At 44.5% G+C, this 19,520-nt stretch carries 20 protein-coding genes; 9 read left to right on the plus strand and 11 right to left on the minus strand.

The window, feature by feature from the left end; genetic code table 11:
• Positions 1-69: 69 nt before the first annotated feature.
• Complete coding sequence (locus QUB44_RS22190; protein ID WP_333370829.1) at positions 70-1,059, plus strand: Rpn family recombination-promoting nuclease/putative transposase; 990 nt, start codon at positions 70-72, stop codon at positions 1,057-1,059.
• 122 nt (positions 1,060-1,181) lie between these two features.
• Complete coding sequence (locus QUB44_RS22195; RefSeq protein ID WP_333370831.1) at positions 1,182-1,508, plus strand: antibiotic biosynthesis monooxygenase; 327 nt, start codon at positions 1,182-1,184, stop codon at positions 1,506-1,508.
• Here QUB44_RS22195 and cas6 read toward each other — a convergent pair whose 3' ends face one another.
• Positions 1,509-2,390, minus strand: coding sequence for a CRISPR-associated endoribonuclease Cas6 (cas6, locus tag QUB44_RS22200; RefSeq protein ID WP_333370833.1), 882 nt, complete (start codon positions 2,388-2,390; stop codon positions 1,509-1,511).
• 191 nt (positions 2,391-2,581) lie between these two features.
• A complete protein-coding gene (locus QUB44_RS22205; RefSeq protein WP_333370835.1) occupies positions 2,582-3,664 on the minus strand; it encodes a class I fructose-bisphosphate aldolase in 1,083 nt (360 codons plus the stop codon).
• 224 nt (positions 3,665-3,888) lie between these two features.
• On the opposite strand from QUB44_RS22205, the gene QUB44_RS22210 reads away from it, so the two are divergent.
• The 5 genes from QUB44_RS22210 (at position 3,889) to QUB44_RS22230 (ending at position 8,383) form a co-directional block, all read left to right on the plus strand.
• Entirely contained in the window at positions 3,889-6,519 is a 2,631-nt protein-coding gene (locus tag QUB44_RS22210; protein ID WP_333158729.1) for a M1 family metallopeptidase, read from the plus strand.
• Positions 6,520-6,795: 276 nt separating this feature from the next.
• Positions 6,796-7,212, plus strand: a complete 417-nt coding sequence (locus tag QUB44_RS22215) for an NUDIX hydrolase (protein ID WP_333158727.1) — start codon at positions 6,796-6,798, stop codon at positions 7,210-7,212.
• Between the two features lie 328 nt (positions 7,213-7,540).
• Positions 7,541-7,840, plus strand: coding sequence for a BrnT family toxin (locus tag QUB44_RS22220; RefSeq protein WP_333158725.1), 300 nt, complete (start codon positions 7,541-7,543; stop codon positions 7,838-7,840).
• Positions 7,837-8,037, plus strand: a complete 201-nt coding sequence (locus tag QUB44_RS22225) for a hypothetical protein (RefSeq protein ID WP_333144455.1) — start codon at positions 7,837-7,839, stop codon at positions 8,035-8,037. The genes QUB44_RS22220 and QUB44_RS22225 overlap by 4 nt, the downstream gene beginning before the upstream one ends.
• 166 nt (positions 8,038-8,203) lie before the next feature.
• On the plus strand, positions 8,204-8,383 hold the full coding sequence (locus QUB44_RS22230; protein ID WP_333158723.1) for a MafI family immunity protein: 180 nt from the start codon (positions 8,204-8,206) through the stop codon (positions 8,381-8,383).
• Between the two features lie 75 nt (positions 8,384-8,458).
• Here QUB44_RS22230 and QUB44_RS22235 read toward each other — a convergent pair whose 3' ends face one another.
• From QUB44_RS22235 to petC, 6 genes are all read right to left on the minus strand, one after another.
• Entirely contained in the window at positions 8,459-8,941 is a 483-nt protein-coding gene (locus QUB44_RS22235) for a hypothetical protein (RefSeq protein WP_333158721.1), read from the minus strand.
• 51 nt (positions 8,942-8,992) lie between these two features.
• Positions 8,993-10,045 (minus strand): FAD-dependent oxidoreductase, encoded by a 1,053-nt coding sequence (locus tag QUB44_RS22240; protein WP_333158719.1) that lies wholly within the window; start codon positions 10,043-10,045, stop codon positions 8,993-8,995.
• 165 nt (positions 10,046-10,210) lie between these two features.
• Positions 10,211-10,654 carry a photosystem II protein PsbQ gene (gene psbQ / locus QUB44_RS22245; protein ID WP_333158717.1) on the minus strand — a complete coding sequence of 148 codons (444 nt, stop codon included), beginning with the start codon at positions 10,652-10,654 and terminating at the stop codon, positions 10,211-10,213.
• A gap of 111 nt (positions 10,655-10,765) precedes the next feature.
• On the minus strand, positions 10,766-11,617 hold the full coding sequence (locus tag QUB44_RS22250; protein WP_333370838.1) for an alpha/beta fold hydrolase: 852 nt from the start codon (positions 11,615-11,617) through the stop codon (positions 10,766-10,768).
• A gap of 105 nt (positions 11,618-11,722) precedes the next feature.
• Entirely contained in the window at positions 11,723-12,712 is a 990-nt protein-coding gene (petA, locus tag QUB44_RS22255) for a cytochrome f (RefSeq protein WP_333370840.1), read from the minus strand.
• Between the two features lie 165 nt (positions 12,713-12,877).
• Positions 12,878-13,420, minus strand: coding sequence for a cytochrome b6-f complex iron-sulfur subunit (gene petC / locus QUB44_RS22260; RefSeq protein WP_190740161.1), 543 nt, complete (start codon positions 13,418-13,420; stop codon positions 12,878-12,880).
• Between the two features lie 214 nt (positions 13,421-13,634).
• Here petC and QUB44_RS22265 point away from each other — a divergent pair, with 214 nt between their 5' ends.
• A complete protein-coding gene (locus QUB44_RS22265; protein WP_333036983.1) occupies positions 13,635-13,952 on the plus strand; it encodes a DUF3067 family protein in 318 nt (105 codons plus the stop codon).
• 411 nt (positions 13,953-14,363) lie between these two features.
• Positions 14,364-14,672 (plus strand): carbon dioxide-concentrating mechanism protein CcmK, encoded by a 309-nt coding sequence (locus tag QUB44_RS22270; RefSeq protein WP_333158710.1) that lies wholly within the window; start codon positions 14,364-14,366, stop codon positions 14,670-14,672.
• 116 nt (positions 14,673-14,788) lie between these two features.
• Here the strand turns inward: QUB44_RS22270 and tatC are convergent, their stop codons facing one another.
• The 3 genes from tatC to QUB44_RS22285 form a co-directional block, all read right to left on the minus strand.
• Positions 14,789-15,556: a twin-arginine translocase subunit TatC gene (gene tatC, locus QUB44_RS22275; RefSeq protein WP_333370871.1), complete on the minus strand. Its 768-nt coding sequence runs from the start codon at positions 15,554-15,556 to the stop codon at positions 14,789-14,791.
• Between the two features lie 566 nt (positions 15,557-16,122).
• Positions 16,123-17,070: an NAD(P)-dependent alcohol dehydrogenase gene (locus QUB44_RS22280; protein ID WP_333370842.1), complete on the minus strand. Its 948-nt coding sequence runs from the start codon at positions 17,068-17,070 to the stop codon at positions 16,123-16,125.
• 179 nt (positions 17,071-17,249) lie between these two features.
• Positions 17,250-19,424, minus strand: coding sequence for an EAL domain-containing protein (locus QUB44_RS22285; RefSeq protein ID WP_333370845.1), 2,175 nt, complete (start codon positions 19,422-19,424; stop codon positions 17,250-17,252).
• Between the last annotated feature and the right edge of the window lie 96 nt (positions 19,425-19,520).

Here is a 19,520-nt window from a genome sequence, read left to right on the forward strand (position 1 = left end):
CTTAAATGGCTTAATTGGTAGACCGCCAAAAACTGCACAACAAGTATAAATACTTATTGCAAAAGTGACATGCTCCCCTTTGCCTTCAAAAAAATATTTGGTTCCACCGACAGCCAAGACATCCTCATCAGCTTCTTAAATGCTCTAATTTACGCCGGTGAGCCAATCATCCAAGACTTGCAAATTATTGACCCTTACTCGGCTGCTACCGTTAGCGGACTCAAAGATAGTTATTTGGATGTCAAAGCTCGAATTACCGGCAACAAGACGGTAATTATTGAAATGCAAGTTCTGAATGTAGCCGCTTTTGAAAAACGAGTCATCTACAACCTAGCCAAAACCTATGCCAACCAACTCAAAATTAGAGAAGGTTATCCTAGATTGCAACCAGTAATTGCTTTGACGATTACTGATTTTGAAATGTTTAAAGAACAACCTGATGTTATTTCTCATTTTGTGTTCAAGGAAAAAGAGAAACTATTTGATTATCCCCATCTCCAAGTTGAAATGTTTTTTGTGGAATTGCCGAAATTTAAAAAAGAGTTAGATGAACTCACAAGTTTGACTGATAAATGGATTTATTTTCTGAAAAATACTCCAGATTTAGAAACAATCCCAGCCACAATGGAAACAGTGCCAGAACTAGAAAAAGCTTTTCAAATTGCCAATGAGGCTAACTTAACCTTGAAAGAGTTCGAGGATATGGAAGCCCAAGAAATGGCGATCGAAGAACAGCGGGGAATAATTACTAGGGGCGTAGAAGAAGGTCTGGAGCGAGCTGTGGAGCGAGCTGTGGAGCGAGCTAGGGATCAATTGATGCAAGAAGGCCGTCAAGCAGGGATGCAAGAAGGCCGTCAAGAAGGGATTCAAGAAGGGATTCAAGCAGGTCAAAGAGCATTAATTCTGCGTCTGCTGGAGCGACGTGTAGGAGCCGTAAATCCCGATGTAGTTTCGCGGATTGGGGAATTATCGGTTGAGCAATTAGAGAGTTTGGTAGAGGAGGTAGTCGGATTTTCTAGTTTATCCGATTTAATGGTTTGGTTAGATAGAGCAGAATAAGAGAGAGAGCGATCGCTGTTAGGTTTTTTAGGTCGATATACTTATAAACAGCGATATTCACAAATTTCGGGCGATCGGGTAAAATAGAGCTTGGTGTATCGCGACTTGTTGAGGAAAAAGATATGTCAGAATTTCTTGACTTTCTTAGACATCAGTTTGCTTACGTTGCCATTGGCGAATTTAAACCAGGAAAATTTAAAGCAGCAGAACAACTTTTTGAAAAAGCCGTTGCAACTTATGCGACAGGTTTTAAGGGAGCATACCTGTTGCAATTGCCCAATACAGACAAAGGTATTGCCATCATTTTTTGGGAAAGCGTAGAAGAGATGACCGCCAATCAAAGCCAAGCTTATCAGGAAATATTGAAACAGATGACGCCTTTATTTGCCAAAATTCCCGACACTGATGTTTATGAAATCGTCAGTGAAATTCAGCCGAAAAGTGAATGATTAAAAATCCTGCAACCGGCGCGTCATTCCCATACCCATCGGCGTCTTTCGCCCGACTCCGCTGTAAAGCGCAAAATCTGCTAAAGTGTTAATTTGCTTGATAGTAGTAGGAGCTATATCTCCCATAATTCGGTAACTGATATCGCCGACGCAGCCAATAAATTTACTGCGAGAATCCGTACTAACTTCTGTTCGGATATCGAAGAAACTAGGGAAAATGGCTTCTGTAAAACTAGGTTCGATCGCAATCCTGCTGTACTTGTTCCAGCGATTCGCTAAACTGCCAAAAATACTCTCACGAGTGGGCATAGCACTATCGTAGACACCTTGCCGAAAATTAGTAGGAGTGCAAAAAGTAAAAGCAATTTGGCGCTCAGTTTCCGAAGCTCTCTCGAACAATTCGGCGTAAGTACAAAAGTTGACCCACGGCTGGTTTGATTGCGGTTCGCTCAAAATATTAGTAATATATATATTTGTCGGCCCTATATGCCAAGGGAACTCGAAATTGAGTTGCTGCCAAAGTAGAGTTAGGCGATCAAACAAACCGTCATCCAGCAGAGAAATTCGCCACCAAATCGGCGTATTTTCCTGAATTGCTTGCTTGTGTTCCCACTGTACAGCCGGAGATATTGTGCGGGAAGCAGGAGGCAAAACTCTCTTTTGTGGCTGGGGCGTGCTGCTTTTGTAAGCCTCTTTTCTGCTTACTTGAAAAGGGCTTAAAGTGAAAGCTTTTTCATGAGATTGGTCATGCAGGTACGCGCTCAAATCGCTGTCTACAGCACTCACAAGGTTCAAAAATAAAGCGTGGAGATGCCGTCCAGTTAAAAACTGAGATGGAATTGGTGCAACTGGCAGCAGGTTTAAAACAAGGCTGTGGGGCATTTTTAAATTTATATACTGTGTCTGTATATGTGTTCAGCTAGTATTAATAATACAGCTAAGTTGCAACTTAGATTAAGGAATTTTAATCACGTAAGGTGCACAGTGTACACCCTACGTTTACGACGATTTGTAGGTCGGAAACACCTACATTTAGGTTGTGATGTTGAGGCCAATCTCTGTGCGGTAAATTTTTAGGCGATCGAGATTTCTGGCGACAAATAAACGTCTTGGATTGCGTGGAACAATTTTACACCTTCTTCAAAGGGACGCTGAAAAGTTTTGCGACCGGAAATTAAGCCACAGCCGCCAGCGCGCTTGTTGATTACGGCCGTGCGAATTGCTTCTGCAAAATCGCTTTTCCCGGAAGCACCGCCGGAGTTAATTAAACCCATCCTTCCCGCATAACAGTTGAGCACTTGATAGCGAGTTAGATCGATCGGGTGATCCGTTGTCAAATCCGAATAAACCCGCTTGTGGGTTTTGCCGTAACTCTTGTCGCTTGCTTTAGCAACTGCTCCATAGCCATTGTTACATTCGGGCAATTTCTGCTTGATAATGTCAGCTTGAATTGTCACTCCTAAGTGATTTGCTTGACCTGTCAAATCTGCCGCAACGTGATAATCTTTGTCTTGTTTAAAGATATCGTTGCGGAGATAGCACCACAAAATTGTCGCCATTCCGTATTCGTGAGCGTGAGCAAAAGCCTGACTGACTTCTTGGATTTGTCGCGTCGATTCCGGCGAACCAAAATAAATTGTTGCTCCCACTGCAACCGCTCCCAAATTCCAAGCTTGCTCAACAGAAGCAAACATTATTTGGTCGAATTGATTGGGATAAGTCAGCAACTCGTTGTGATTGAGCTTGACAATAAAAGGGATTTTATGCGCGTACTTGCGAGATACGCTTCCCAAAACTCCCAGCGTTGTCGCGACAGCATTGCAGCCAGCCGAAATTGCTAATTTAATGATATTTTCGCTGTCAAAATAGATGGGATTTGGTGCAAAAGAAGCGGCCGCCGAGTGTTCGATTCCTTGGTCTACTGGCAGGATGGATAAATAGCCAGTATTGGCCAAGCGTCCGCTAGAATAAAGTTGCTGAAGCGATCGCAAAACTTGAGGAGATCGATCAGTTTGAGCAAAAATGCGATCGACCCAATCCGGGCCAGGCAGGTGCAACAAATCTTTAGGAACTTTTGCTTGATGGGTGAGCAAGTCTTCGGCTTCGTCGCCAAGCCAAGACTCGATGGAATTGGGAACTGATAGTGTAGCTGTCATACAGATTTCCCTCTGAATTTCAATTACAGGCTGATGATTGCAGACATTAACCTTGCTGATATTGTAGCGAAAAAATCATATTTTCCATCCCCTCAACCCTAGAACCAGTTTTTAACAAGTTAGCGACAACAGCAGCTAGGACGCGCTACTCTATAATAAGCTGGCAGTTCAGCCGGATCTGCGCTGCCAGCGATCGCCGATCGACTCACAACTTTGCCATCACAATGTCACACACTTACTTTGATTCTGAAAACGGTCACAAATCCTTCGAGATGCCTGGTGCCAGGCCGCATTACAACCCGGATCGCCCTGGTCAAGTAGAGCACATTTTCCTCGACTTAGTGCTGAATATTCCCAAACAAAGCTTTCGTGGCACTTGTAGCATCCGCATCAATCCAGTCCGCAGCGGTATTGACAAATTAACCTTAGATGCTGTAAACCTGAATATTAAATCAGTAAAAGTCGGCGAAATTGAGCAAAATTTCGACAGCGATGGCGAAGTCCTGCAAATTCAACTACACGAACCAACCGAAGCTTACCAACCGATTACAATTGCGATCGAATACTCGGTAGAAAAACCCCAGCGCGGCCTCTATTTCGTCGGCCCGGACAAACACTATCCAGACAAACCAACACAAGTTTGGACTCAAGGAGAAGATGAAGATTCCCGTTTCTGGTTTCCCTGTTTCGACTATCCCGGACAGTTGGCAACTTCGGAAATTAGAGTGCAAGTTCCGAGACAACTCTTTGCTATTTCCAACGGGGAATTAATTAGTACAAAAAACGAAGGCGACGATAAAATTTATCACTGGTCCCAAACCCAAGTACACCCGACGTATTTAATGACCTTAGCAGTCGGAGATTTTGCCGAAATTAAAGACGAATGGAACGGCAAACCAGTTAATTATTACGTGGAAAGAAGCCGCGAAGCAGACGCTAAGCGCAGCATGGGCAAAACGCCTCAAATGATTGAATTCTTCTCTAAAGCATTTGGCTATCCTTACCCTTTTCCCAAATACGCTCAAGTCTGCGTCGATGATTTCATCTTCGGAGGCATGGAAAATACTTCGACAACTTTACTAACAGATAGGTGCTTGTTAGACGAACGCGCCACCCTCGACAATCGAGGTACTGAAAGCTTAGTTGCCCACGAATTAGCTCACCAGTGGTTCGGTGATTTAGTAGTAATTAAACATTGGTCTCATGCTTGGCTGAAAGAAGGCATGGCTTCTTACTCCGAGGTGCTGTGGACTGACAAAGAATACGGCAAAGAAGACGCGGCTTACTATATGTTAAATGAAGCCCGCAATTATTTAGCAGAAGACAGTTCTCGCTACCGCCGCCCCATTGTTACTCACGTTTACCGCGAAGCAATCGAATTGTACGATCGCCATTTGTACGAAAAAGGTGCTTGTGTCTATCACATGATTCGCGCCGAGTTGGGCGACGAATTATTTGACAAAGCAATTCACACTTTTGTGCGGGATAACGCTCACAAAACTGTAGAAACCATCGATTTGCTCAGGGCGATAGAAAAGGCTACCGGTCGCAATCTCATGTTTTTGTTTGACCAGTACGTTTATCGTGGCGGTCATCCCGATTATAAGGTTGCTTATTCTTGGGATGGCGACAGCAAATTAGCAAAAGTTACTGTCACCCAAACTCAGGTAAAAGATAGCAAAAATGGCAACGGCAACAGCAAAGATGTCTTTGACCTAAAAATTCCGATCGGCTTCGGTTACAAGCCAGAAAAAGAAGCAGACGATGACACTTGGGCACGTTCAACCCCGAACCTAAAAACTTTCACAGTCCGAGTGCATGAGCGCGAGCAAAGCTTCTATTTTCCTCTCGAAGAGAAGCCTGCATTTATCAGTTTTGATGTCGGCAATAAATACTTAAAAACGGTTGTTTTAGAGTATGGAATTGCGGAATTAAAAGCTCAGTTGCAATTCGATCCAGACCCGGTTTCCCGGATTTACGCCGCCCACGCTTTGGCGAAAAAAGGAGGACTGGAAGCGGTGAAAACGCTATCAGAAGTTCTCAAAAAAGAGCCGTTCTGGGCAGTACGGGCCGAAGTTGCCGGCCAGTTAGTTGAAATTAAACTCGACCAAGTTTTTGAAGGTTTAGTAAGTGGTTTAAAAGATAAAGATGCTCGTGTTCGTCGCGCTGTGGTGAATGCGCTGGGTAAAATCCAAACTCACGAAACTTATAAAGCGCTGAGATCGATCGTCGAAAAAGGCGATGACAGCTATTATGTAGAAGCAGCCGCAGCGAGTGCTATGGGCTCAATTGCAGCGGCTAACCCCGACGAAAAACCTAGCGACGAACAGGTACTGAAAGAGTTAAAATTCGTCCTGAAAGAGCGTCAGGGGTGGAATGAGGTAGTGCGATCGGGGGCGATCGCAGGTTTGGCGCAGATGAAAACTTCTGAAGATGCGCTGAATCTAATATTGAAATACACAGCCGTCGGTACTCCGCAAGCTTTGCGCTTGGCTGCAATTCGAGCTTTGGGCACCATTTCGACAGGTCAAACGAAGGTCAATTTAGAACGGATTTTGCAGCGATTGGCAGAATTATCTAAAGAGACGTTTTTCTTGACTCAAGTCTCTGTAGTAGTGGGATTAGGACAAATGCAAACTCGCAAAGCAATTCGCATTTTGCGTTCTTTAGCTGACCAAACTCCCGATGGTCGCGTTCGCCGCATGGCTGACGAAGCTGTGCAAAGAGTCCAGAAAAATGCTGGTTCTGATGCAGCGGTAAAGCAGTTGCGGGAGGAATTAGACCAGGTGAAAAAGGAGAATCAAGATTTGAGGAGTCGGATGGAAAATTTGGAGGCTAAGGCGAAGAAAGATTAGGCGTAAAACCGCATATCGGCGCAGGTAAAAGCAGAGATTGTCGATCGGCTTTTATCTGCTTTTCGGTAGAGGATTTCGCGCAGTTATAATAATATTATTGTTCATTGGGAGTGCAGGGGAATTTCCTATTTTGCACAGAGGGGAAAAACTAAATATCTCTATTCTCCACTTTGTTGTCTCAACTGGGGAATTATCGAGAATCAGAATGCAATTTTTTTTAATTTGTAAAGCTTTGATGTAGCAGCAGCTTTTTTACCAATAAATATTGCATAAATTATGAGTATAAGAACCGCTGTATTGGTAGAGCAATCGGGGGTAATTCCCTATCGTATTCAAGACGGAAAAATTGAAGTAATGCTAATTACTTCTTCGGCTAGCAAGCGCTGGGTTATTCCCAAAGGATTAATTGAACCTGACATGACTCCCCAAGATTCGGCCGCCAAGGAAGCTTGGGAAGAAGCTGGTTTGTTGGGTAAAGTGTTCCCGGATTTGCTAGGAACTTACGAGTATCAAAAGTCCGGCTATACTTGTCAGGTAGAAGTATTTTTAATGGAAGTGCAAGCAGTTCTAGAAATTTGGCCGGAAGCTGGCAAGAGAAAGCGGCAGTGGGTAAGTATTCCTAAAGCAATTAAGCGGGTTAACGAACCGGAACTCAAACTCATTTTGGCCGATTTGCCGAATCGGTTCTGGTGAACAATACCCAGATATCCGACTTATTCACAAAGTCGGGTATCTAAGACTTCTCGACAAGCTGGAATCGGAAGTGCAGTCAAAGTTCAGCAATGTTAAGATTAAAATGTGCGCGATTACAGGAGTCACTTACCAGGATTTAAGTCGCCAGACAAGATTCCGCTATACGTTTCTCAAGTGGCTTGGCTCATAATGCCCGATCGCGATCGAGTTCAAAAGGAGATAAACTCATGTTTGACTACCAACTTGTTGGCAGTAAACTCCATGAAGTCATTAACTCATAATTTATGTTATAATTTAATTGCAGCTTCGTTTACCATAATAAATTGCCTTGGATTATAACTTTGATTGGAATCCAGCCAAAGAAAAGCAAAATATTCGCAAGCATCAATTGAACTTTCGTTTGGCATCAACTGTTTTCCGCGATCGTTCTCAATTAACAATATATGATGAAGAACACAGTCAAGATGAAGATAGATGGATTACCATAGGCTTAGATGAAACAGGAACTTTAAGGGTTGTCATCCATACCTTTGAACAAACCGCTCGCACCTCCTGTATAATTCGGATAATTTCAGCCCGCAAAGCTAATTTCACTGAAACCCAAGCTTATCAAGAGAGGAAATTATGAAATCAGAGTATGACTTTTCTTCATCAGAGCAAGGCAAATTTTACCATCCTGATGCTACGTTTCATTATCCCATTTATCTCGAACCAGATGTCGAGGAATTTGTGACTAAAATTGCTGAGCATAAAAAGATTGAGGTTCAAGTTTTGGTCAATGAATGGCTGAGAAATAACATTAAACTAATTCAAAGTATTGAGTAGGTGAGAAACCCGGTTTTTTTTCTCAAGTGGCTTGGCTCATAATGCCCGATCGCGATCGCTCTCAGAAGGAGATAGGATCATGTTTGACTATAAACTTGTAGAAAGTAAACTCCATGAAGTCATTAACATCGTGAAACCACAACTGTCAGACACTCAAATATAATTTATGATTTCCAATATTCATGCGGGCGAGTGGAATCTGGCGTTAGAGACTTTATGCGGTATTCTCATTGAAGAAGAAATTCCCAGAAATTTAAAGGGTTATGAACTCTTGCAAGAAGTAGGCAATATCTTGAACATGGAACGGGAAACTTGGGAGATGTTAAAAGTCCACATAACTCCTTGAGAGTAGAATATGTAGATGTGATCGCTGCAAATCCAAGGGAAATTGCAGCCAAAAGTCCAGATGCCTTAATACAGATTAGGCGTTAGCTGAGAGGAAAGGAATGCTTTCGGCTAAGTTATCCTTAACTTCAATTCCCTGTTTTCTCCCCCAAAACTGGCTCAAAAAGTGAATTTGCCGCAAGCCGACAACTAAATTTAAACCTGGTACAAAAATCCACCAAACTGTTAGCGGTTCTTTGATTCCTTCTTGGCGGTACAATTCGTTCACTGTATTGTAAAGTTTGAACTGCACGATGTAAATCCAAGCAATACCGAGCAAGGAAAACCAACCAAACCATCCGGGAACGTCAGGGTCGAATATCCGCAAAGCTTGGGGCACGGCTACTCCTAAAACAAAGGGAAGCAAGCAAAGGGTTCCCGACCAACCGCTGCCGTTATAGCGACGCAATTCTTCTTGAATAATCCATTTGTACCATCCGTAATATAGCAGCAAGCTAACTCCAGATAGCAAAATTACTCGCCACAAAGAGCGCGGTTTACCTAAAGGTTTGTCGGACATATTTAGATGTAAGATATGAATGGCTGTCTTGATTGTATTAACATTTGTTAATTATTGCAAAATCATTTCTCGAATCGATCGCGCGGTTGCAGGGGCCAGCAGAACACCGTTGCGATAGTGGCCACTAGCGATGAGAACGCGATCGTTACCGGGAAGCGTCTCGATAATTGGGGCGGCCCGCCCTTCCGGCCGCGGGCGCAATCCTGACCATTTCCTGATGATTGAGGCGAATGCTAAGGCGGGACAAAGCAAACTCGCCCTCGCCATCACTTCCGCCAACATATCAGCATTCGCCGCAATTTCCCCGCCATTTTCTGAAAACTCCACCGTCGCCCCCACCCAATATTCCTGATTTTCCAAAGGCACAATGTGAACGTCATCGCAAGTAATTACCGGCCTAAAATCTGGGTTTCCTAAAGGATTCGGCGATCGCAAATGCAGCGCTTGTCCCAACACCGGGCGAATGTCAACCAACTGATTTAACGATGCAGTAACAGCAGCAGAACCCAAACCAGCGCACACAATTAGTCGATCGAACTCCAAACTAGCAGCAATCGCCGCTGCTTCAACGGGCACGCAAAACTCAAAAATCGCCCCATTTTGTTCAGCAGCATCAACCAAAGCCAAAGTTAGCGCCGTCGGATCGACTTGCCGGTCTTGAGGCGAATAAATCGCAGCAATAATCTTATCGTTTAAATAGAGATGAGGGCAGCGAGATCGCACTCGTTCCCGATCCCAAAGTTCCAATTCCCAACCTTGAGACTCGCGAGTTGCTATCAACTTTTCCCACTTACTTAAATCCTCTCCCTCCGAACAAAGCATTAAAATTCCCTGTTTGTTAAAAGGAATTTTTCGCCCCGTAGCTGCTTCCAATTTTGGAATCAAAGTTTCGTAGCGCTGAAGGCTGGTTTCCCTCAACTGCCAATTTCTGCCCTTAGTTTTGTGGCTGATAACTCCCATCAAAACACCGAGTGCAGCGCCAGTAGAACCTTGTGCCGGCGGCTGTTTGTCGAACACAGTAACTTTCAGTTCGGGAAATTGACTTAGTTCAAAGGCGATCGAAGCCCCAATAATACCGCAACCAATAATTGCAACGCGAACCATTCAATTTTAGATTTTAGATTTTAGATTTTAAATTAACTGCTTCCTAGGTTCGGCCCATATAAGCCTTTTTTGGGCGGGCTCTGGGGCCCACCCCACAATACAACTCACTTCTTTGTGGAACAGGCATCTTGCCTGTTCTGGATGCCAGATGTGAGTTAAGGCTAATTAAGCTTTAGGAATTAGCTGCAAGAAGGCATCGAAATCATTAACAGCTTTTTGATAGCTGGCCGTGACTTTTGCATAGTCAAGGTCTTTAGCAGCAAGATCGATGTTAACCAAATCGGCAAACAAACTCTTGGTCAAATCAACAGCTTGTTGTTGAGAACTAGGCAACAAACTTGCAGAGACGGTTTTCATTGTGTTCCGCAAGTCGCCTAGAGGCCCGTGAATGTAAGTTCTGGTATCAACCCAATTCCGTTTTTGAATTAGGGTTCCCAGTTTATCCATGCGCGATCGGAACTCTGTCAGGGTAGGAACATAGCGCTGAATTTGCTGGGTCTGGGCTGCTGTGTATGTCGTTGGAACTTTTGCTTCGACACTGCTGCAACTAACCAGAAATGCCATCAAAAACGCCATCATCAAGGCAAAAATTGAACGGGGACGAGTCATATCGATTTTAGATTTTAGATTTTAGATTTCTCGTTCTCAGGAAGAGGCTGGGAATGCAGCTCGGCGAGGAGCTGGTTCACTGACCTAGCACCGAGAGTTATGTACAAAATATTATTTTACCTCCTGGCGGCGCAGAAAAGTGATCACAGCATTGCCAACTTTTTCTGACCAATGTTCTTGAGGATAATGCCCCGCTTGTTCCAGTGTGACTAACTCTGCATTTGGCAGGGAACCGACTAGCTTTTGAACTGGTTCAACACTCAGCCAAGGATCTGTCAAACCCCAGACAAATAAAGTTGGTCGAGTCCATCCTTTCAAGCCGGATTCAATTTCTGCCATTGACTGCGGCAACTGAATATTGCGGACAGTATTCATCAGCGATCGACCTGCATCCGAACTCTTCAAAAACGGGCGACGGTAAACATCTAAATCCTTGTCTGATATTGTCTGGCGGCTGCCACCTTCGAGAGTTCTGTCAACCAAAAGCGGGTCTTGCGTCATCATGTCGCCAATAAAAGGCAGCCCCAACTGCTGCATTTTCCAAGGCAACTTGATATCTGCTGAAACTGGTGTATTTATGATAGCTAGACGCTCAATTTTATCGGGATTACGTAAAGCGTATTGAATGCCGGCTGAAGCTAAAAACCCTTGGACAACGAGGTAAAATCGATCTAATTCTATCGCTTGAATAAAGCCAGCGAGGGCGTCAACAAAAGAATCGGGAGTGTAGGCAAAGTCGCGCTTGTCTGGTTTTGTCGATCGCCCGTAGCCCACCCAATCTGGGGCGATCGAGCTAAATCCCTGGGCTGCCAAATCCGGCATCATTACAGTCCAGGTAAAACTCTGGGACGGCAAACCGTGCAGCAGCAGTACGGGCAGTTTACCAGTTTCGTTAACCGGATTTGTTTCCCGATAAAACCATTGCAGCGGGCCTACTTCAACTATCTTCTCATCAATTAACATTATTTTACTTGTTATTTATCAAACAATAAGGCGGGTATTCCCCGCCCTACTTACCTAATAGTTGGGTGTGCATAGAACACCTTACCCAACTAATTACAGCCGCGTTTAGAAATTCATTTCAGCAGCTTGAACTTTTTCGACCTGTTTCTTCTTGAGAACCAGCATGATTTGAGCCAGCATTGTTATAGCCACGAAAGCCATCAATCCTTTAACTCGACCTGCACTTTGCAGCACAATTTCCACGTCTTTTTGACCGAAGCCGCCCACATTAGGATTGTTCGTCAAAAGTTCGCCTGCTGCAACTGTTTGTCCTTCAGTAACAATCAGTTCTGGGCCGGCGGGAATCGTATCAACAACGGCTGCACCTTCTGCCGGTTGAATTGTCACTTGATAACCGCCATCTTCAGGTTGAGAAATTTTAGAAATGCTGCCAGCTACTGAAGCATTGTAAACAGTATTATTGCTCTTTTCGCCAGTAGGATAAACCTGACCGCGACCGCGGTTGCCGCCAACATAAATTTGGTATTTGCCGTAGTGAACGGACTTGTCAGTTGCCGGATTCGGCGACAAAACGGGGAATACCAATTCTTTGTACTGTTCTCCCGGTACTGGGCCCACTAAAACAATATTTTCTTGGGTTTCGCTGTAAGGTTGGAAGTAAAGATCGCCGACTTTTTCCTTCATTTCTTCGGGAATTCTGTCAGCCGGAGCAATCTTGAAACCTTCGGGCAACATCACAACTGCGCCGATATTCAAGGCACCTTTGCTGCCGTCGCCGACCACTTGTTGCACGCTAGTATCGTAGGGAACTTTGACAATAGCTTCAAAAACTGTGTCAGGCAAAACAGATTGCGGTACTTCAACTTCAGTCGGTTTTGCACCGAGGTGACAGTTCGCGCAAACAATGCGGCCTGTTGCTTCGCGGGGAGTAGCGGGTGCTGTTTGCTGGGCCCAGAAAGGGTAAGCAAATGCTGCTTGGGGATATGCGATGTCGCTGGTGAGGAAAAATCCTGCAGCTGCGATCGCAATTAAGGCTGTTTTCGCGATCGTCCTGGCACTGCGGCGAAATATCGCAGATAAATTAGTTTGTGGCATTAGAGTATTCAATCTCAAAGGTCAGACAATTTTGGATTTTGGATTTTGGATTTTGGATTTTGGATTTTGGATTTTGGATTATTAGACTGCTTTAGGGATGCACTTATCTGTGGTTTTCACCATTCACCCCCTATCTAAAATCTCAAATCTAAAATCCAAAATAGTTTAAGACCACCAAGGTGCTTCGCCGGTGCGGAAATCTGTTTCTTTCCAAGTTGTAAAAGCGATCTTGTCATCTGCGACAGTGGCGTGGGCCAGGGCCAGAGACAAAGGCGCGGGGCCGCGCACCACTTTGCCCTCATTGTTGTATTGAGAACCGTGGCAAGGACAGATAAACTTGTTTTCGCTAACATTCCAAGGCACGACGCAACCCAAGTGAGTGCAGACTGCATTGATGCCGTAGTCGGCGATAGATAAGTCTTCTTTCACCACAACATAGGTGGGGTCGCCTTTGAGACCTTGGGCTAAGGTGCGATCGCCCGCAGGGTGCGAAGTCAAATATTCGCTAACGATGATGTCGTTACCCAAAGCATCTTTAGCTGTCACTCCGCCGCCAACTGCCCCACTCGACGGAGGAACAAAATATTGGACAACGGGATAGAGTGCGCCCAGTGCCACACCTGTGACTGTACCGAACGTCAGCAAATTCATAAATTGGCGACGCCCCATATCGGGAACATCGGGATTTCCAGCAGAAGATTGAGCCATGACCTGCCTTTACGGTTTTAAGTTACGTTTGTTTGTTAGCTGTTAGCGAACTTGTACGTGCAGAGGAAGGAGGATAATTGCCGTTAATCTGCTCGCACAAATTTTAGGCCGCGAAAATTCCTTTTAAGAATGCGCCTTCCAGCCTTTATTAGAGTATTATTACATTTTTTGAACTTTGTCTTTTATTGTTTAATGGATTAACTCAGGAGCAACCATGACGGGCCAGGATTTACACCAGCTACTGCTAGAAAAATGGGGAAAGTCTTACGATATCAGATTGCGGCGAACGCGGGGCAAGATTTTTGTGCAAGTTATGTGGAAATATCTAGAACAGGCATCTTTTCCGATGACGGAGGCTGATTATTTCGAGCATTTGGATGCGGTGGCCAATTACCTCAACGGCTGGGGGAGCACAGAACAGGTGAGAGAATATATCGTAACTACTCGCGATCGCCCGCGCTTGGGTAAAGCTGTCAGCGTTCCCCTAGATTTGGGTGAAAGAGCCTCTGAGTGGTTGCTAGACGAGTTTTGAATCAGTCACTCGATTTTAGATTTTAGATTTTAGATTTTAGATTGACTCCACAGCCGGGATCTGGGGGAGTTCCCTAAAGTTTTGTGTCGCGCCGCGGCTGGATTAGTTGAGCCCAAAGTCCCGAAAATCGATCGGCGAGCTTGTCATACGACTTGCCGGTGGTGAGAAACTAAGCTGTGGCGCATCTAATTTGCACGGGTGTTTTGATTCAAAGTCTTGTGTGGCGGGCTTTGCTGCGCGCCGCCAACTGTGGGATTTAAATGCCACAACAGTTTCTGGGGCTTTTTAGGGGCTTTTAAAATTTTGGGCGATCGGACTTCTAGCTTACCAAAATCATCCGAACCAATTTGTGTCAACAATTTCACATACAATGAAGGTCAGATATCTTGTGAAATTTAGGAGAATGTTGTAATGGGTGTTGCACTGGGAATGGTTGAAGTCTTAGGATTTCCCGCTGCAGTAGAAGTTGCGGACTCAATGGTGAAAGCAGCCAGTGTTACTTTAGTTCGCTATGAGAAAATAACCCGCGCCTACTGGACAATTATAGTGCGAGGAGATGTTTCTGAAGTGCAAGCAGCAGTGGCTGCGGGAATTGAATCAGTTAAAAAGGTCGATGGCGGAAAGTTGCTATCGTATCACATAATTGCTCGTCCCCACGAAAATCTGGATTACGTTTTGCCGATCGGCTTTACTCCCGAAGTAGAACAGTTCCGAATGTAGTCAAAGTTTTGACAAAACTTTGGTGTGGAATTTTAACTTTTAGTAATTATAGAGGCGCGGGCGATCGCGTCTCTATATTTTTTTGTGGCGAGTCTATCGATTTTTCTGTGGAGTTTTTAGCGCCCTAAAAGCTTTACCAAACCAACCCCCCCAAAATACAAGCTCAGCACCGCACCTCCTAAAAGACTTTGCGTTAAAGGGTCAGTAGAAGGCGTTAACACCGCTCCCAAAACTGCAGCTCCCAAGACTACATACCGCCAGCCGGAGAGCATTTGGTTAGAAGAAACTATGCCCAAAACGCCGAGCAATACTTGGACGATCGGAATTTGAAAAGCTAAGCCGGTGCTGAACATTAACAGCAGCACAAATTTAAAGTATTTGTCGATCGACCACAACTGCTCTACAACATCCGCCCCGTAGGTAACAAAGAAGTTGAGCGCCGCCGGAATCAGAGCGATGTAAGCAAAGACTAACCCGCCCAAAAATAGGAAACTCGAACCGAAAAACACCGGCCCCAGCAACCTGCGTTCTTTGCGAGTCAAGCCGGGGAGAACAAACAGCGCTATCTGGTAAAAAATAAACGGACTGGCGAGGAGCAAACCGCTGTATCCGGCTACTTCGATAGAAACAAAGAAATACTCGCCCGGAGCTAGTTGCAGAAACTTGACGGGCCCGGCCGGTACTTCTAGCAGTTGCACGATGGGTTTAACTGTGAAAAAGCAACCAACTACAGCGACTGCTACGGCAATTAGCGAGTAGAAAAGTCGCTGTCGCAATTCTTCTAAATGGTCGAATAAAGACATTTCAACTTCGTCAGGAAGTTCGTCTAGAAATTCGTTTTCTAGGTTGCGGGAACCCAGAAAACTGTCGGCGATTAGTGCAATGTTATTTTCCGGGATAACTGCTTTGTCTTCTAAGTTACTGACACCCTCGAAATCATCGGCGATGGATGCAATGCTATTTTTAGCTCTAACTTTTTTATCTTCTAAGTTACTGACAGCCTCTAAATCATCGGCGATGGGTGCAATGCTATTTCCCTCGCTAACTGCTTCGTCTTCTAAGTTACTGACAGCCTCTAAATCATCGGCGATGGGTGCAATGCTATTTCCCTCGCTAACTGCTTCGTCTTCTAAGTTACTGACAGCCTCTAAATCATCGGCGATGGGTGCAATGCTATTTTCCTCGCTAACTTCTTCGTCTTCTAAGTTACTGACATCCACTAAATCATCGGCGATGGGTTCAATGCTATTTTCCCGGCTAACTTGTTCTAGGTTGTTGTCGGAACCTTGTTCGGATGTCTCCAAGTCTGAGGGCACAGTCATAGGTATTGTTGATTTTATTTAGGTTTTACGTTTATTAGTCTTGGGTGCAGGTGGTAGCAGAAATCAGTTTCTGGATTAAGGGCGATCGCTCTTTTTACTTTAAGCCCATTGGTTAGCCATAATTTTTTTTAGCCATCAATCACGATCGCAATTTTGCCGATCGCGCGACCCGTTTCGCTGTAAGCGTGGGCTGCTGCTACTTCTTGTAAGCTGTAAGTGCGATCGACAATCGGCTCAACTTTATCGGATTCTATTAACTCCCGCAAAGCCCCTAAATCGCTGGGGTTGGCATTGGCTAAAATAAATTTAGCTTTTTTGCCCGATATAAACCAGCTCGTTAACATCGGTGCGAGGTTGTCTAAACTCGGCAAAGTCGAGATATAAACTCCCTCTGATTGCAGCACATTTTCGCATTCAGCAAATGTTCTTGTCCCAACAGCATCCAAGATTATATCATATTTTTCGGTCTGTTGAGTAAAGTCAACTTCCGCGTAATCCAGAACAAAATCTGCTCCCAAACTCTTGACAAAATCTCTATTTTTAGCACTGCAAACTCCCGTTACTTCCGCATTCATTGCTTTCGCAACTTGCACGGCAAAAGTGCCAACTCCGCCGGAAGCACCGTTAATCAAGACTTTGTTTCCTGCTTGGATTTGACCCAAATCCCTGAGCGATTGCAAAGCAGTTAAACCTGCGATCGGTACTCCTGCTGCTTCTGCATGAGTGATGTTTTTCGGTTTAATTGCTGCATCGGATTCTGGCACGACAGCGTATTCGGCGCAAGCACCCCCATTGATGGGATTTAAGAAAGTATAAACTTCATCTCCGGGTTGAAATTTGGTGACTTCCCGGCCGACTTCCACGACAACTCCCGATATGTCAGAACCGACAATTCGAGGAAAGTTATATCCTGTTAATAGTTGCAGGTGTCCTTTCCGGATTTTCCAGTCTACGGGATTGACGCTGCTAGCGCGAACTCGCACTAACAATTCGTTGGATTTGGCGATCGGCTTTTCCAACTCTCGGTACTGCAATTCCTCGGCTGAACCGTAGCGATCGAACGCAACTGCTTTCATGGCAAATTTTCCGGTTTATTTCCAATAGAACACTCAATCCTTTACAATTACAGCACATTCGATCTAAATGTGACACAGTAAATTGAGCCAGCCTTGTAGCAGCGGGCGATCGACTCTTGGAAGCCGACCGACTGGGCGCAGGCGTGAGGCAATGGGTTCGCTGGCGAGCGTGCGATCGACTAGGGATTAAAGTTAATAGGAACAGGGCGGGCGATCCCATAACCCTGAGCATAATCTACTCCAATCTCCCGCAATTTTTCTAAGATAGTCTCGTCTTCGACAAACTCAGCTATAGTTTTAAGATTCATCGCATGGGCAATACGATTAAACCCTTCAACCAGCGCTTGAGAAATCAAATTATGACTAATATTCTTGACAAAAGCGCCATCTATTTTTAGATAATCCACTGGTAAATTTATCAGGTACGCAAAGGAACTCAACCCACTGCCAAAATCATCTAAAGCAAAGCAACAGCCAATCTTTTTGAGTTCGCTCATGAAATATCTGGCTTGCTCAAAGTTGGCGATCGCTGCCGTTTCCGTGATTTCAAAACCAATGGTTTGTGGTGGAACTTGGTAGCGAGAAAATTGTTCGATTAAAAACCTCAGAAACTGATTGTTACTAATGCTAGCCCCAGAAAGATTGATCGTATATAAGCCTTGACTAAAAACATCTTTCTCCGGCAATTTGTGGTAATTAGAGAAAAAAGTTTGGATTACCCAACAATCGATCTCAGTTATCAAGCCGTAACGCTCGGCGGCGGGAATAAACTCATTTGGAGATACTAATTTTCCATTTTCGTCCAGCATTCTGATCAAAATTTCATAATGCTCTAGTAATGGTTTAGAGGTAATAGAGACAATCTTTTGGTAGTAGAGACAAAAACGATTGGTTTCCAGCGCTCGGCTGATTTGGGAAATCAACTGCCTCTCACCACGTTGTTTAATTAGTTCGCTATCATCTAGACTATAAATATGAACACAGTTGCGGCCTCTGGCTTTGGCAGCATAACAAGCTGCATCAGCCGCTCCCAGAAGATCCCTCAAATCTTGGCTTGTTTGGTCAATAGCAACAACTCCAATGCTGACTCCGATGATAAAGGTTTTGCCATTCCAAATAAACCGAAACTGATGCACTAGGTCTTTGAGGTTTTCTGCAATCTGAGTTGCTTGAGAGAGCGAACATTGAGTGAGCAAAATACCAAACTCATCACCTCCCAAGCGAGCCAGCATATCATGAGCACGGACTCCCTGTTGAATAAGTGCGGTGATTTGGCGCAGTAGCTCATCGCCAGCAATATGACCTACGGTATCATTAACGACTTTGAACTGATCTAAATCTAAATAACAGAGAGCGTGCTGGTGATTGCTATCTTTAAAAGAGGCGATCGCCTCAACTAGGTGCTGCTCAAATTTTCGACGGTTAATTAACCCCGTTAGGGAATCGTGACTGGCTTCCCAAGAGAGTTGACGGGTGAGATAGCGCGATTCAGTAACATCATGAAAGACGATTACTGCCCCGATAATTTGACCTTTGCGGTCTCGAATAGGTGCTGCCGAGTCAGCAATGGGATACTCGGTTCCATCATCGGCAATCAGAATAGTATTGTTAGCTAAGGTTACAATTCGCTCCTCTAATAGAGCCATGTTTATAGGATTCTCTACTGGCTCTCGCGTTACTTGATCGACAATTAGGAAGACTGTAGAGAAAGGAACTCCTTTAACCTCATGAGTTTTCCAGCCTGTCAGTCGCTCAGCTATAGGATTGAAATATCTCACATTACCTTGGGCATCAGTAGTAATGACCGCATCGCCAATGGATTGCAGTGTCACTTGAGCCAATTCCTTTTCGGCAAAGAGAGACTCTTCGAGACGTTGCCGTTCTTCAATTTCTCTCAACAGACGTAAATTCTGCTTTTGGAGTTTTTGTTGCAGCCTTCGGATCGTTAGGTGGGTTTCGACACGAGCTAATACTTCTTCGACTTGAAAGGGCTTAGCAATATAATCTACCCCTCCAGCAGCCAGCCCTTGCACCTTATTAAAGGTTTCATTTAGCGCACTCAAAAAAATTATTGGAATGTCTGCGGTGCGCTCGTCAGATTTTAATTGTCGGCAAACTTCATAACCATCAATATCAGGCAATTTAATATCTAGTAAGATTAACTCCGTCGATGGCGATTGGGCGGCTCTGATCGCCATTGCCCCTGTTATAGCACTGCGAACTTTATAACCCTCTTCCCTCAAAGTATCCCTGAGCAGACGCAGGTTATCAGGCAGATCGTCAACAATTAAAATATTGCCTCGGTAGTTTGTAGCTCGATCGCTAACCCTATTGCTCTTTCTATCGAGAATCATACTGATTTCCCTAGTTTCCTGCTAGAGGAATATAAACCTATGCACAAATAGTATAGTTTAATTATTCGGTTAAAAAAGTCACTTTACCCACAAAGA

The organism is Microcoleus sp. AT3-D2 (genome assembly GCF_036705715.1).
Lineage (GTDB): Bacteria > Cyanobacteriota > Cyanobacteriia > Cyanobacteriales > Microcoleaceae > Microcoleus.

Bases quoted from the DNA above. Each gene is read 5' to 3' on its own strand.
- QUB44_RS22190 (WP_333370829.1), top strand. From the start codon at position 70: ATGCTCCCCTTTGCCTTCAAAAAAATATTTGGTTCCACCGACAGCCAA.
- QUB44_RS22195 (WP_333370831.1), top strand. From the start codon at position 1,182: ATGTCAGAATTTCTTGACTTTCTTAGACATCAGTTTGCTTACGTTGCC.
- cas6 (WP_333370833.1), bottom strand. From the start codon at position 2,390: ATGCCCCACAGCCTTGTTTTAAACCTGCTGCCAGTTGCACCAATTCCA.
- QUB44_RS22205 (WP_333370835.1), bottom strand. From the start codon at position 3,664: ATGACAGCTACACTATCAGTTCCCAATTCCATCGAGTCTTGGCTTGGC.
- QUB44_RS22210 (WP_333158729.1), top strand. From the start codon at position 3,889: ATGTCACACACTTACTTTGATTCTGAAAACGGTCACAAATCCTTCGAG.
- QUB44_RS22215 (WP_333158727.1), top strand. From the start codon at position 6,796: ATGAGTATAAGAACCGCTGTATTGGTAGAGCAATCGGGGGTAATTCCC.
- QUB44_RS22225 (WP_333144455.1), top strand. From the start codon at position 7,837: ATGAAATCAGAGTATGACTTTTCTTCATCAGAGCAAGGCAAATTTTAC.
- QUB44_RS22230 (WP_333158723.1), top strand. From the start codon at position 8,204: ATGATTTCCAATATTCATGCGGGCGAGTGGAATCTGGCGTTAGAGACT.
- QUB44_RS22235 (WP_333158721.1), bottom strand. From the start codon at position 8,941: ATGTCCGACAAACCTTTAGGTAAACCGCGCTCTTTGTGGCGAGTAATT.
- QUB44_RS22240 (WP_333158719.1), bottom strand. From the start codon at position 10,045: ATGGTTCGCGTTGCAATTATTGGTTGCGGTATTATTGGGGCTTCGATC.
- psbQ (WP_333158717.1), bottom strand. From the start codon at position 10,654: ATGACTCGTCCCCGTTCAATTTTTGCCTTGATGATGGCGTTTTTGATG.
- QUB44_RS22250 (WP_333370838.1), bottom strand. From the start codon at position 11,617: ATGTTAATTGATGAGAAGATAGTTGAAGTAGGCCCGCTGCAATGGTTT.
- petA (WP_333370840.1), bottom strand. From the start codon at position 12,712: ATGCCACAAACTAATTTATCTGCGATATTTCGCCGCAGTGCCAGGACG.
- petC (WP_190740161.1), bottom strand. From the start codon at position 13,420: ATGGCTCAATCTTCTGCTGGAAATCCCGATGTTCCCGATATGGGGCGT.
- QUB44_RS22265 (WP_333036983.1), top strand. From the start codon at position 13,635: ATGACGGGCCAGGATTTACACCAGCTACTGCTAGAAAAATGGGGAAAG.
- QUB44_RS22270 (WP_333158710.1), top strand. From the start codon at position 14,364: ATGGGTGTTGCACTGGGAATGGTTGAAGTCTTAGGATTTCCCGCTGCA.
- QUB44_RS22280 (WP_333370842.1), bottom strand. From the start codon at position 17,070: ATGAAAGCAGTTGCGTTCGATCGCTACGGTTCAGCCGAGGAATTGCAG.
- QUB44_RS22285 (WP_333370845.1), bottom strand. From the start codon at position 19,424: ATGATTCTCGATAGAAAGAGCAATAGGGTTAGCGATCGAGCTACAAAC.